Consider the following 14680-nt stretch of genomic DNA (forward strand, 5'->3'; position numbering starts at 1 on the left):
CTGAGCCTTTTCAATTAATTTTTTCAGTAAAGCTTCTTCCTTTGAGTTTCACGGATAGCTTTCTCAAAATCTCTTCTTGCCTTTTCTTCTTCTCTAATTTGCTCTTTTATTCTTCTCTGTTCTTCCTGCTCCTCCCATTTCAGTTCCTGCGTGATAACCGCCCAATGCAACTCATCAATTCTGGCCTTTTCATATTCTTCTGTTATAACAGCATTACGAAAAGCTTTTCCATTGTTATTTACTACTTGATAGGCATCCTTAATTCTTTGTTCCAATGTACCGTAATTATCCTTTTTCACATTGGAAAGAATAGAATCTCCTTTTCCATTAAATGCATCTAAAACAAAAGAAATAGCTGTCGATCTTCGGTAGTGCTCGACATAATCACATTTTGCCGACGTGCCATTCTTGATCATTAATCTGGTTTTTTCTCGTGCCAGTTTTAATCTCTCGCCTGCCTCGGTATGACTAAATTCTTGCGCCAAATCGTCCAGTAAACTGTATGTTGGTTTTAAATAATTGTCACCATAACCTTCAATTATATTTTTCATTGCCTTTGCTGTCTTTTCAAGCTCAGTGGCATCAAGCAATGCTTTATAAGCACTACCCGCAATTTCCTTGGCTTTAATGATCGCTTGTTCAATTACTAGCTGGGCTTCTTTTGTAGCATTACTTAAAAGGCGTTCAGCATTTTGTCTTAGACTACTTGCATCGGCATTTGCCTGCGTTTTTATAGTCTTGGAAGATATTTTCGCTTGATCTAATTCAAACTTTGCTTGTTGTATAATTTCGCTTGCTTCGTTCGCAGCGATTTCTAGTTCTTCTTTTGCGCGGAGCAATATTAAATCTGCATTACTCTTCGCCTTTTCCAAAATTTCTTTGGACAAATTTTCAGTATCAACAATTCCCTGATATTTGGATAATGCACTATTGAGTTACTTTAAACCTTCAACTCGAAGTAATAAATTCTTGACTTCTTCTTTCGACTTGACTTCTTCTTTCGATAAGTTAAGATCAATTGTTAAAATATTAATCTGACTTTCAAGTTTTTTTCGGTCTCTCAGCCATAATATTATAAGTATGATGGAGGTAATAAATAAAAAAATGTCCATGCTATTTGGGAGGATAACGTCGAGATTAATAAAAGTTACATGTTAATGAATTTAAACTTTAAGACCTATAAGAAATTATTCAACGGTCATTTTAATCAATGTTAGATTATTTTTATCCTGTCTTGTATAAATCACTCAAAATAGATCATCTTTGCATTACCATGTTCACCCCCCTTCCCAAGGACAGGGCGCTTCGGGTGAACTTTTTATTTTATTAACAAATAAAAAGGCCTGCGAACCCTCGCAGACCTCAAAAATTCAAAACCCAGACCTTCCTACTCCTTCAACAACCAAACATCCGAAATCTTCGAATTCTTCCGCCAGTTCAAATCAGATTCTTCCGGGCCGTCGAAGGTGACGGAGATTTTGCCGTCACGGGTTAGGGATAGCGGGACGATCCATTCTTTGAAAGAATCCTGTTCTTTGTTGTATATGGTTGGGGAAAGTCTTTGTCCGTCTACACGTAAAAGCGCCTCGCCGTAGCCCGCCACGCGAATAATGTAACGTGCGCCTGGATCCAGGTTTGTGTAATCAAGTGCTGGTTCTCTTTGGAAAAGCTGGGAAGAAAGGCGTTTTCTGCTTTTTCCATTGTCCCACCAGGCCACGTCGGTGGCGTCATCGGAAATGGTTTTTACACGCGGGCCTTTGGCTACGCTTGAAATATCGTCGTAATAACTTCCTTCGCCCGGATTTTCCCAGGTCGCTATACGTTTCAGCATGGCCAGCTGTTCTGCCGGGTCTTTTATCTTTTTGATTTTCTCAAATTCATCGGCCAGCCACCAGCGGTTGTTCAGCGGATAATCTACAAAATCCATCACCGCGCCGCGCTCCGGATTTCTTGGTTTATGTTTGGCCGAGCTTGTTTGCAAACCGATGGAAATGTACAAGGCATCGCTCAGGTCTTCGATGTGTTTGCGGATATCTCTGGCAATCGGCTCAGTATCGGCTTTGTTGACAATCGCTAGTGCCTGATCCATGGATTTTGTGATGGTCTTGTTATCTGCTTTGGCCAGGATTTCGTTGGCCTGTTTTTCCAGTTCCTGCTCATTGATCAGTCGCAGGCGGGTATATTCGTCATAATATCCTCTCAGCAAAAGCATTTGCCAGCGCCAGCTATCTTTCAGTTTTGGATTAGTACTTTCCAGATTTTTCCAGAACTGGTAGGTCATTTCAACGCCGCCGTTTTCAGCCAGAGAACCTTTCCAGTTTTGTTCAAGTGCTTCTATGCCACTGGCTACGGCATTATCAATATTTTTTCCAAAGAAAAAACCGGCATATTCTTTCAATAGCTGGTGCACATCTTTTTTCACATCCCAGGCGCGCATACTCCACAAAACCTTGTTCACATCATCATGGCTGCCATCAGAATAGGACACAAAACCATCGGTAAAGGGCGCGTATTTTTCATGGATTTTGGCAAAAGCATAAGGCCGCGGATTCACAGATTCCCTTCCGAGCGTCAAGGCAAAAGCCTGGTCATATTTTTCCACCGGAAATTCACAGCGGATGGCGTGGGTTATGTCCGGATATTCGCGGTGCTGATATTGTTTCGGAAGCCGGTAGCGGGTTTCGGCCATAGGCGGACTGCCCGGTCCGGATACCACGCCCTGAAGCCAGGATGGCTTTTCAGTTTCAAGATATTTGTAAAAATAATCGATCTGCTCCACGCTGAATCCCTGTAAGGAAATCCACATTTTGGCATTCGGATGATATTTCACCAGACGACTTTGCAGCTCTTTCAAAAACGGCATCACGTCCGCCGGATGATTATCTCCGGGATCACCGCCGGGGAGAAATATATGATCAAGCCGCGGCGCTTTTTTGTAAAACTCCTCATGCATTTCAATTTCGGCTTTTCGCCTGGCTTCGTCTTTCAGGTTGAAAGTGGCCGGCGTCCAGACCCAGTAATCCATGTCATATTTCTGACACATTTCACTCATTCTAATTCGCATTTCGGCAGAAGGAATTTTAAAATGCGGACTCGGTGCTTCGCCTTCCTGAAACGGAATTCCTTCAATGGCATTGGTACCGAAAATCGCCAGTTCACGGATATATTGGTCAAATTGTCCGGTTGTCCAGGCATCATAGGTATTGGCTGTGGTGCGGTAACCTAACTGATGGCCGCGGATCGGATAATCGGGTGAAGTAGCAAAATCAGCTTTTTCATCCAGTTGAAGTATATTTTTGACCATTCTCAAATTCCGCAGCAGCCAGCCCGAGCCAAATAAAATCCCACGCGCATCAGCTCCGATGATCCAGATGATATTTCCTTTTTCAGAAGTTTCTGTGACCAGGCGATATCCTTCTTTTTTTAATTCAGGATTTTCGCCGGTCCGTTTTGCAGGAGCCGGTTTTCCAAATAATTCAGTATCGGTTGACAAAATAAGGGCAATTGTTGGTTTCCCAGCTTTTGGCCAGACGGCAGCATTTTTCAAACTAAAACCCGTTCTTTTTTCTATTTCTTCGGAAAGTACCACCGCTGCCGTTTCCTTCATAGGAGATGGAATAGAAGGAGAAACCATCAGAACCGCATTTTTAAGATTTACAGTTTGAGCATATAAAGAATGGACAAAACCGGAAATAAACAGCACAAGGCAAATGGGTGGCCATTTGAAAGTCTGCAAAAAACTGTATGATTGAATTATAGAACGCATAAAAAGAAATACTTCCGTGGCAAAATTACTTTCCACTATATACTTCAAATTCATTCATTAAGGCCAGTGCAGAAATGTTCATTTAGCCATAACGCAAAACAGGACTGCTTTTTCTGACAGTCCTGTTTTTATACATTTTTTGAAATATTATGCTTTCCCGTAAACGCCTTTAAGATATTCTTCAACCGTTGCAGGTTTTCTACGTAAAATATTTTCCAAAATTCCATTTGTTCCTTCAAACTCTCCCTGACCAATCGCCTGACTGAAACCGGCAACAAGACCGGCCATTTCCGCCGGAGCACCTGCCTTTGTCAGCGTCTCTACAAATTCGGAAACAGGTGGATTGACATAAGAAATTGTTTCTCCTGTAACTTTTGAAATCATCGCAGCAATATCCGCCCAGCTTATTGCTTCTGAACCTGCCAGTTCTATTGACTGATTGTCGAATTTGTCTGTTTCATCCAATAAAATATTAGCCCCTGTTTCCGCGAAATCTTCTCTTGTAGCAAAAGCCGTTTTGCCTTCACCTGCTGGTAAATAAATGGCTTTGCTTTGAAGAAGATGCGCCCCTGCGAACATAGGAATGATATCAGCGTATAAACCGTGTTGTAAAATGGTATAGATAACGCCGGATGCTTTTAACACATTTTCGGTGTACAGATGGCTTTCCGCAATAAATCCAATCGGGGAATCAGACGCTTCGGTTTTGCGTTGAAAACTGGTGTAAAGTATTTGTTTCACGCCAGCTTTCTTCGCTGCATTGATAACGTTTTCATGCTGTTCGCCACGATTATGGGCCAACCCGGAAACCAGATATAATTTATCAACACCGTCAAATGCTTTCAAAAGTGCTTCGCTGTTATCGTAATCACCCACATGGATGTTGACGCCTTTTGTCTTGAATCCTTCTGCTTTTGCCGGATCACGAACGAGGATGCTGATGTTGGAAGCATCTGTTTTTTGTAAAAGAAAATTCGTTACAGCCGCGCCCAGATGGCCTGTGGCACCGGTTACTAATATCTTGCTCATAGGTTTTATTCGATTATTTTATTTCAATAGTTACTTTTGGATAGTTAAAGGTAAATAGTAACTTAGCGTCTCGCAAGAACGCACCTGTAAGTCAATTACTTACCTTGAAGTAACTAATGCTGAACACCAAATTGTTATGCTGAAAGATAATTTAAAAAAATATTTAGTGATCGACGATTGCCCCGCAAGAAACATTCTTGACCGCATTGGAGACAAGTGGTCTATTCTGATTATCACGATTTTAGGTGAGTGCGGGACGTTGCGGTTCAATGAAATCAATGCTGTTATCGGTACGATTTCCCCAAAAATGCTGACGGTAACTTTGAAAACATTGGAGGCCGACGGGCTGATTTCCAGAAAAATTTATCCGCAGGTACCGCCACGTGTGGAGTATACACTGACACCGCTTGGCGAAAGTTTACTTCCGCCGATGTCGCTGCTGGTTGACTGGGCCGTTAAAAATATGCCGGAGATCAAGGCGTCGCGGGAAAAATATTCGAACAGGAAGGAATTGGTGTAAGATACATTTTAATACTAGCCACAAAACCTGGTCTTCTTTAACATTCATTGCGCTCAAACACGCATCATTTTCTTATTTTTACATAATAAATCGAAAGAATCCGCTTAAACGTAAATACAATGGCAAACTATACAGACACAACGATGCTGGAAGCAACACAGCTGGCAATGGAATTGGAAGGAAAATACGGTGCACACAATTACAAGCCGATGCCCGTTGTACTTTCCAAAGGCGAGGGCGTGTATGTCTGGGATGTGGAAGGTAAACGTTATCTGGATTTTTTATCTGCATATAGTGCTGTTAGTCAGGGACATTGTCATCCGAAAATCATTGCCGCCATGATAGAACAGGCGCAAAAATTAACGCTGACTTCCCGTGCTTTTTACAGTGATAAACTCGGAGAATGCGAAAAATTTCTATGTGAATATTTCGGTTATGATAAGGTTTTGATGATGAATTCGGGTGTGGAAGGTGGTGAAACTGCTTTGAAACTTACCCGGAAGTGGGCATATAAGGTGAAAGGAATTGCGCCGGACAAAGCCAAGACGGTTTATGCTTCCGGCAATTTCTGGGGACGCACGCTGGCTGCCATTTCATCCTCCACGGATCCGTCAAGCACCGATGATTACGGACCCTTTTTGCCAGGCTTTCTCATCATTCCTTATGATGACCTTGAAGCTTTGGAAAACGCATTTAAAAATGATCCGGACATTGCCGGATTTATGGTTGAACCTATTCAGGGCGAAGCCGGCGTGGTTGTTCCGGAAAAAGGATATTTAAAAGGTGTGCGTAATTTATGTACAAAATATAACGTTTTATTTATTGCCGATGAAGTTCAAACAGGAATCGGGCGTACGGGAAAACGGCTAGCTTGCGACTGGGAAGATGTGAAACCGGATATTCTTGTTTTGGGGAAAGCACTTTCAGGTGGAACGATGCCGGTTTCAGCAGCTTTCGCCAGTGATGAAATTATGCTGACGATCGCTCCGGGAGAACATGGTTCAACCTATGGTGGAAATCCATTGGCCTGCGCCGTGACGATGGCTGCTTTACAGGTTGTCGAAGAAGAAAACCTGGCTGAAAATGCTGAGATCATGGGACAGCTTTTCCGCCAGAGAATGGAAGTTTTGAAGGGGAAATGTAATCTGATTGAACTGGTTCGCGGTAAAGGATTGCTGAATGCAATTGTAATCAACGACACAGAAGACAGTGCAACGGCGATGAATTTGTGTTATAAAATGATGGACAAAGGATTGTTATGCAAGCCGACACACGGTAATAAAATCCGTTTTGCACCGCCATTGGTGATTACCGAAGACCAAATGAATGCTGCCTGTGATATTATTGAAGAAGTTTTTATGTCAACAAACTAGATCAACTTAATGAAAAAGGCCTTTATTTTATTATTTCTTATAACCGGATTTCTTGCAGCTTGTCGTGAGAAAAATGTAGATCCTGCTACAAGTACCGAAACCAATCAATGGATTCTGGATCAGATGAAAACCTGGTATTACTGGAATGATAAAATAACAACCTCGCCCGACCTGACTTTGGAGCCGGAAGCCTTTTTCAATTCTTTGTTATACAAATTTGACGCCACACTTCGCCCGGACGGGGACCGTTTTTCATGGATTGAAAGTGATGCTGACGCCCTGAAAGCAGAATTAAGCGGATCAACAAAAACGACCGGTATGGAATTAAAGCTCTTTTATTACCCCACCGGCGGCTCCAACATTGTCGGTATTGTGGCTTATACCTTGCCAGGTTCGCCGGCTGCTTTGGCCGGTTTCAAAAGGGGAGACGTTTTTACCCGTATTAATGATCAAAAACTTACGGCATCAAATTATTACGATCTGGTTTATTCTGATGCATCGAAAAATTTTACGATGGGAAGTTTTAATGACAAAGATTCAATCATTGAATCAGCTGTAAAAAGAGATGTGACACCGGTAAGTTTTCAGGAAGATCCGGTTTTCTTTGATACCACCTTCCAGTATGGCAGCAACACCATTGGTTACCTGGTTTATCATCAATTTATTACAAGCAAAAACGGAAGTGATAAAAAGGAATATGATACAGAACTTGATAATAAGATTGCCGCATTTAAAGCCAAAAATGTAAATGCGCTTATTCTGGATCTTCGCTATAACCCGGGAGGGTACGTTAGTTCCGCGACCAATCTGGCCAGTCTGATTGGCAAGAATATCTCTGATAGCAAAGTGTTTTACTACAAAGGATACAATTCGACCATTACACCTGTGCTGAAAAAGCAATATGGTGATGATTATTTTGAAGATAAATTCTCCACAAAAAGTCAGAATATTGGTTCCAGCCTCAAAAACCTGATCATTCTTACTTCTTCACGTACGGCATCAGCAAGTGAGTTACTCATCAATGGATTAAAACCTTATATGACTGTCACGCTTGTTGGAGATAAAACCGTTGGTAAAAATGTCGGATCGATTACGCTTAGTGATAAAACAGGAAAAGTGAAATGGGGCTTGCAGCCAATTGTTACAAAATCGTATAACAGTTTAAAACAATCCGATTATTCCACAGGTTTTACGCCGGATATAAGCGTAAAAGAAGGACTCCGGCTTTATCCTTATGGCAGCGTAAAAGATCCGTTGTTAAATGAAGCTTTGTCCAGGATCGTCGGTGCGCCAGTGGCCCGCAAAACGCCGGAACAGCTCGGGACAGCTGCTTCTTATGTAGAAATACTGTCTACCATTGAAAGGAAAGCCGGGGGGAGCAACATGTTTTTTGATAAATAAATTCGATTCCCTTAATCTCAGAAATCCAGTCATTTAACCTGGCAAATTCTTTATTTGATTAAATAAGGTTGTGTTGCTTGTAGTAAAATTTTGTGAAATTTTCAGGTTCGGTATACTTTTTATAATATTATGAAAAGCTTTCTAATCTCTAACACTGTAAACAGAATACACTATGGGCATTTTGACTTGGATTATCGTAGGATTGGTAGCCGGAGCTATCGCTAAGGCATTACATCCGGGAAAAGATCCGGGAGGTTTTATTGTAACAATATTGATTGGTATCGCCGGTGCCGTTGTGGGTGGCTGGATATCTTCTCTGATGGGATTTGGTGCAGTAGACGGATTTAATATCGGCAGTCTTTTCGTAGCTATCCTGGGTGCTGTTCTACTTCTTTTTCTTTATAGAAAGTTTAGTACAAAAGCATAATCAGATTTAATATCATGGAGAGGGAATAAGGTTGCAATCTTATTTCCTCTCCATTTATTTTGTTATTTTTGAGAAATTCCGCAAACGGATTACATCAACAACCTGATTACTATGAAGCTGGTGAATAATATGACTGTCTGGTTTTTGAAGCGGCGCTTCGAAAGGATAGAGCAGTTTATGAAAAACCCCATTGAAACCCAGCAACGTATCTTTTTTGAGCTTATAGAAACAGCCAGATATACGGAATGGGGAGCAAAATATAATTTTGGTCAAATAAAAACGATCAAGGAATTTCAGGAGCAGGTTCCGGTTTCTTCGTATGAAGAATTATATCCTTATATCGAGCGTGTTTTAAAAGGTGAGCCGAATGTTCTTTGGCCATCGCAGATCGAGTGGTTTTCAAAATCGTCAGGAACGACAAATGCTCGCAGCAAATTTCTACCCGTTTCACCGGAAGCTTTGGAAGAATGTCATTATGAAGGCGGCAAGGATATGATGACGCTTTTGATCCATAACCGACCTGAAACCAGAGTTTTTGATGGGAAAGGTTTATCGATTGGCGGTACGCTGCACGCAAATCCCTTTGATGATTATACTCAGGTTGGTGACGTCTCTGCCGTGATCATGCAAAACCTTCCGGCCTGGGGCGAGTTCATGCGGACACCGCCGCTGGAAGTGGCGCTGATGGACCATTGGGAAAGTAAGCTTGAAAAAATGGCTGAGATTTGCTCGCAGGAAAATGTTACCAGTATCCTTGGCGTGCCCACCTGGACTATCGTTTTGCTTGATCAGATTCTTGCCAAAACAGGAAAGAAAAATATGCTTGAAGTCTGGCCTGATTTTGAAGTTTTTGTCCATGGTGCCGTATCTTTTGAACCATATCGTGATCTGTTCACACAGAAATATTTTCCTTCAGAACATGTAACATATCTTGAAACTTACAGCGCGTCCGAAGGTTTTTTTGCTATTCAGGATGATCTTACCAAGGTCGGAGAAATGCTGTTGATGCTTGATTATGGCATCTTTTACGAATTTATACCGATGGAGGAAGTCGGAAAGCAGCATCCAAAAGCACTTTTGCTCGATGAAGTAGAAGTTGGAAAAAATTACGCAATGGTTATTTCTACAAACGCGGGTTTGTGGCGATATCTGATTGGCGATACTGTTAAATTTACTTCCAAATATCCATTTCGATTAAAAGTCAGTGGACGGACCAAACATTTTATCAATGCTTTCGGAGAAGAAGTGATTGTGGAAAATGCAGATCACGCCATTAAAATTGCTGCGCAAAATACTGATTCGCTGGTAGCCAATTACACTGCCGGACCAGTTTATATGGGCGATGGTTCGCGCGGGCGGCATGAATGGATCATTGAGTTTACAAAAGAGCCTGACAATCATGATGAATTTACCAGAATTCTGGACGAGACTTTACGTGAAGTGAATTCTGATTATGATGCAAAAAGGTATAAGGATATGGCCTTGTTGTCTCCAATCGTACATTTTGCACCTGCCAACACTTTCTACAACTGGATGTCAAAACGCAATAAACTGGGTGGTCAGAATAAGGTGCCGAGATTGAGTAATGACAGGGTTTATCTGGAAGATTTGTTGGGGCCGTCGGCTTTCGGCAGTCAGCAATCGGCTTCTGACCTTAGTCATTAATACGCTTATCAAAATTTATCACCCTTTATTAAGCCGATAGCCGACTGCTGACGGCCGAAAGCCCTGCTATGATTCCCAAATATCTTAAAATCAAAGGTTTATATTCTTACCAGTCCGAACAGGAAATCCAGTTTGATGCATTAACGGATGCCTCACTATTCGGTATTTTCGGTGCAGTAGGAAGTGGGAAATCTTCAATTCTGGAAGCAATTACCTTTGCACTTTATGGAGATACGGAGCGTCTGAATCGTTCCGGCGACGACCGTACTTATAATATGATGAACCTGCGGTCGGATGAATTGCTGATCGATTTTGAGTGTATTGCAGGAAAACCAGCGGAATTGTACCGGTTTACTGTCAAAGGAAAAAGGAACAGCAAGAATTTTAAGGATGTAAAAACTTTTGAGAGAAAAGCATATAAATCGGTCGAAGGAGTTTGGATACCGCTTCCGGATGACGAAAATGCGGAGCGGATTATTGGATTAAGTTATGATAATTTCCGCCGGACGATCATCATTCCGCAAGGTCGTTTTCAGGAGTTTATTGAACTGAAAGATGCTGAAAGAACAAGAATGATGAAAGAACTTTTCCAGCTGGAAAAGTACGATCTGAGCCGGAAAGTAGGCACGCTGAGCAAACAGAACGATCTGGAACTATCAAATCTGGACGGCCAGTTATTAACATTGGGTGAGGTAACATCTGAAATGATTGTTGCCGAAGAAACTAAAAGAGAAGAGGTAAGACAACTGATTAAATCAGTTAACGAAGAACTTATCGCGCAAACTAATCTTGAAAATCAATTCCAAAAATTAAAACTTACTGCGGAAAAGCTGCAACAGCTTAATAGCCAGATTATCTCGCTGGAATCGCAAAAGGCGGATATGGAACTGCGTGAAGAAACGCTCCGGGTTTTTGAAATCTGCTCCCTGCATTTTAAATCACTTTTCGATAGGAAAAAGTCATATGTAATTGCTATTGAGAGAGATAGTCAGTCATTTGATAAAAACTTTCGTAGAAATACAGAACTGGATTCTATACTAACCCGGCAACGGGAGGTGCTGGCCAAAATTCAGCCTCAGTACGAAAAACGTGAAGAATTGCTTGATACTGCCGAAGAGTTGGAAAAAGTGATTCAGATTGTTGAAAATAAAACGACATTAGAAAAAAATAAAGGTGCACTGGTTCGCGGGGAGGTAAAGCTTTTGGAGAAAGAAAAAGCAATAGAATTACTGAAATTCCGGAAGCTGGAAAAAGAGGAATTAAATGAAAAAAGAAAATCGGGTTTGTCAGATATTCAGGAACTTAGCCATATTAAAGTTTGGTATACAACTTCGGATAGTTTAACGGAAAATCGTATTGTTATCAAAAAAGAAGCAGACGATTTGCAGACAGAAATTGTAAAACAGCAGGAGCTTTTACAAACAAAAATACAGGAAGCAAATCAGCTTTTTTCTTTGCAAATTATTCCGGAAGCAAATCTGGAAATGATCCGGAATTCAGTTTCCAATTATTTATTAGTGAATGAAAGGGAAAGTGAAGATTTAAATCAAAAACTGGTGCTGGCAAATACCAGATTGGCTTTACAAAGATTTGCCAATAGTCTGGAAGACGGCAAACCTTGCCCGTTATGCGGCGCAGAACATCATCCGTCTGTTTTGCACGAGGATGATTCTGTTTTTGAAGAGATAAAAAATATTGAAGTTCAGCGAATTAATTTGCAAAAACAGGAACAGGCCATCCGCCAGTTCCTGTCGCCGGTAGAAAGGATTTTTAACCAGATTGAAAGCCTGGAAAAGCAGAAAAGCACGATCAAACAACGCTATACTGAGGTTAGAGCCAAAATCGAAACGCATGACAAATCATTTATCTGGCCAAAATTCGATAAAAACAATCGCGGAGCTTTTGAAAAGCACTTCAATGAAGTAGTAAAAATTCAGGCCGAAATCAAGGAAAATGAATCAGAGATCAAAAAGGCAGCTCAGTTAATAGAAGCGGAAACAAAAGAGAAAGTTGAAAAAATTGAACAGCCGCTGCAAAATCTAAGAAACGAAATCATAAGAATTGAAAATACAATTTCTACGTTATCCGGGCAGCTTGAAAAAGTTGATTTAAGTCATTTTGAAGCACTGGATAAAACAGTTATTTCAGAGAAAATCGAAGTGCTGAAAAACCAGTATAAAGAGCTGAACCGGCTATACGAGCAAACTGAAAAGCAACTCGATGTCCTGGAAAAGGAAAAAGATATGATTTCCGGCAGTCAGAATATTTTGCAGGAAACCCTTGAAAGGAATCGGACTGAGCTGGCTACTGCACAGGTTGAAATTGGAAATCAACTAAAAATACATCAGTTTGAGTCGGAGAATTGGGTTAATAATATTCTTCAAAAACCGCTTAGTATTGATCAGGAACGCAAAATTATTGATCAATATAAAAACACATTAAGTAACGCCAAAAGGGATCTGGATGCCTTGAAAATTGAAAATGCAGATCAGCATTACGATTCCGAAAAACATGCGGTTATACTGGCAAATAAGGAAAGTTTGACACTGAGTTTAAATAACAAAAGAAAAGAAGAGGGCCGGTTGGATGGTTTGCTGTTAAAGATGGCCGGAGATCTTGCCAAAAAAGAATCACTTCAAAAGGATAAAACCAGGCTTGAATTGCGAAAAGAACATCTGGACGACCTTGCAAGATTGTTCCGTTCCAGTGGATTTGTAGATTATGCATCAAGCATTTATCTGCAAAATTTAATTCACGCAGCCAACGAACGTTTTCACCAGATGACACATCAGCAGCTTCATCTGGAGCTGGGAGAAGGAAATAGTTTTTGGGTTAGGGATTTGTTGAATGGAGGCCATATGAGGTTGTTGAAAACGCTTTCTGGCGGACAGAAATTCCAGGCTGCTTTGTCGCTTGCCCTTGCACTGGCAGATCATATCCACGTCAGAAACGAGTCAAAACATAACTTTTTCTTTTTAGATGAAGGTTTTGGTTCTCTGGACAAAAATGCATTGCAAACTGTTTTTGAAACGCTTAAATCGCTTCGAAAGGAAAACCGGATTGTTGGGATTATCAGTCACGTTGAAGATCTGCAACAAGAAATTCAGACCTATCTGAGAATCGTGGAAAGTGAAGAAGGAAGCAAAATTATGACAAGCTGGGGTTAGGAATTGTCCGATGTTAACCGGTATCTTTATAGAACGTTATTAATACCCTAACAAACAAACATGCTATTTGAGGATTTTTACCATTCTTTGGGCCGGAGAATTGAATCTCATCTTGCGTCCGAATATTGGCTTTGGAAACTTGTGGCTTTCTCTGTACTCGTTTCGCTATTTCTTGCTTTTCCTCCATATACACTACTTCTCGGGCATCTTAGCGAGCACGGAATGAAACTCGATGCGTGGGTTTTTATTCAAAATCAAAGTCATGATCTCTTTCATCCCAGGGATATGGATTATGATGTGCGCCGCGAAAATATGATTTTTCGTTGGGTACTGCCCATCTTGTCTTTTCTTACAGGCCATAATATTATCATCATTGTTTTATTGCAATCCATTTTGGGTATCCTCTTTATTTACAAAGTGGCGCAGTGGATTTATGCTGTTTCAAATGACAAAATCACGACGAGTTTATTTGTTATTTCAATAGCCAATATTTTCGTTTGTACCTGGACATTTGCGGATATTTATGGCTATGGCGACGGTTTCGCGTTCTTTTTTTTACTTATTGCTTTACTGAACCGCAATCCTGTCATCATTTTTTCAGCATTACAGGTTGCTTTTTTTACAGACGAGCGGGCCGTTATTGCCGGAGGTTATTTATTGCTTTTTCATATGTTGATCAAGGCTTACGAGCTTAAAGATTTTCGCTTTGTGACACTCCTGAAAAACATGTTTTTGGGTACTAATACCTGGGTCTGGTTAGCCTGGATATTTTATTTTGCCGTTCGCATTTATGTCAGAGGAAAGTATTTTCCCAATCACAGTTATTCTACCTTAGGTACGCCGGTTTTGTTTGCGGATGCACATCGTTATGGCCTGGGAAGCAGCTTATGGACGGCTTTTGAAGGTATGTGGCTGCTTATGGGCGGAGCAATCCTGGCCTTGTGGCTCACCAAAAGATTTAATTTATTATTGGTTTTAACCGTGGGTTTTGTAGTTTTAGTAGCCTCAGGTATTTATGTTCATGATATTGACCGCGCATTATCTTATGGATTTCCGTTTTTATTGATGGCCCTTTATGTGCTTTTTCAAACAGTTTCATTAAGATCAATCAGGCTAATACTCTTTTTTACCGCAGTTGTTTGCGTAATTCATCCGATGGTTTATTACATGGGATATAATAGAATTTTGTGGATGGAGCCCTTTCCCGTCAGGGTTTTTATGTTACTGGATTACTGGATGGGATGGAGTTTTTTTAATTAAAATTTATTCACTGGTACGATACACGATCAATCAGATAAAATAATATTATCTTAAAAGGTTAATGCGTTTTAT

The 14680-nt window shown here is 40.8% G+C and carries 10 protein-coding genes; 7 read left to right on the forward strand and 3 right to left on the reverse strand.

The features are described 5' to 3' along the window. Positions 1-23: 23 nt before the first annotated feature. The 3 genes from LXL81_RS12965 to LXL81_RS12975 all read right to left on the reverse strand — a co-directional run bounded on the left by LXL81_RS12965 (position 24) and on the right by LXL81_RS12975 (position 4795). Positions 24-887: a DUF4041 domain-containing protein gene (locus LXL81_RS12965; RefSeq protein ID WP_234647215.1), complete on the reverse strand. Its 864-nt coding sequence runs from the start codon at positions 885-887 to the stop codon at positions 24-26. A 500-nt stretch (positions 888-1387) separates the two neighbouring features. Further along, positions 1388-3820: a hypothetical protein gene (locus tag LXL81_RS12970; protein WP_310589570.1), complete on the reverse strand. Its 2433-nt coding sequence runs from the start codon at positions 3818-3820 to the stop codon at positions 1388-1390. Positions 3821-3913: 93 nt separating this feature from the next. Beyond that, complete coding sequence (locus LXL81_RS12975) at positions 3914-4795, reverse strand: SDR family oxidoreductase (protein WP_234647216.1); 882 nt, start codon at positions 4793-4795, stop codon at positions 3914-3916. A gap of 136 nt (positions 4796-4931) precedes the next feature. On the opposite strand from LXL81_RS12975, the gene LXL81_RS12980 reads away from it, so the two are divergent. The 7 genes from LXL81_RS12980 (at position 4932) to LXL81_RS13010 (ending at position 14608) form a co-directional block, all read left to right on the forward strand. Then, a complete protein-coding gene (locus tag LXL81_RS12980; protein WP_234647217.1) occupies positions 4932-5315 on the forward strand; it encodes a helix-turn-helix domain-containing protein in 384 nt (127 codons plus the stop codon). Between the two features lie 119 nt (positions 5316-5434). Then, positions 5435-6688, forward strand: coding sequence for an ornithine--oxo-acid transaminase (gene rocD / locus LXL81_RS12985; RefSeq protein WP_304488676.1), 1254 nt, complete (start codon positions 5435-5437; stop codon positions 6686-6688). A 9-nt stretch (positions 6689-6697) separates the two neighbouring features. Continuing rightward, on the forward strand, positions 6698-8089 hold the full coding sequence (locus LXL81_RS12990; protein WP_234647218.1) for a S41 family peptidase: 1392 nt from the start codon (positions 6698-6700) through the stop codon (positions 8087-8089). A 172-nt stretch (positions 8090-8261) separates the two neighbouring features. After that, on the forward strand, positions 8262-8516 hold the full coding sequence (locus tag LXL81_RS12995; RefSeq protein ID WP_234647219.1) for a GlsB/YeaQ/YmgE family stress response membrane protein: 255 nt from the start codon (positions 8262-8264) through the stop codon (positions 8514-8516). A gap of 111 nt (positions 8517-8627) precedes the next feature. Then, positions 8628-10181 (forward strand): GH3 auxin-responsive promoter family protein, encoded by a 1554-nt coding sequence (locus LXL81_RS13000; RefSeq protein WP_234647220.1) that lies wholly within the window; start codon positions 8628-8630, stop codon positions 10179-10181. A 68-nt stretch (positions 10182-10249) separates the two neighbouring features. Beyond that, positions 10250-13348 carry an AAA family ATPase gene (locus LXL81_RS13005; protein WP_234647221.1) on the forward strand — a complete coding sequence of 1033 codons (3099 nt, stop codon included), beginning with the start codon at positions 10250-10252 and terminating at the stop codon, positions 13346-13348. 60 nt (positions 13349-13408) lie between these two features. Continuing rightward, a complete protein-coding gene (locus LXL81_RS13010; protein WP_234647222.1) occupies positions 13409-14608 on the forward strand; it encodes a hypothetical protein in 1200 nt (399 codons plus the stop codon). The last annotated feature ends 72 nt before the right edge of the window (positions 14609-14680 follow it).

It is taken from the genome of Dyadobacter sp. CY356 (assembly GCF_021440195.1).
Lineage (GTDB): Bacteria > Bacteroidota > Bacteroidia > Cytophagales > Spirosomataceae > Dyadobacter.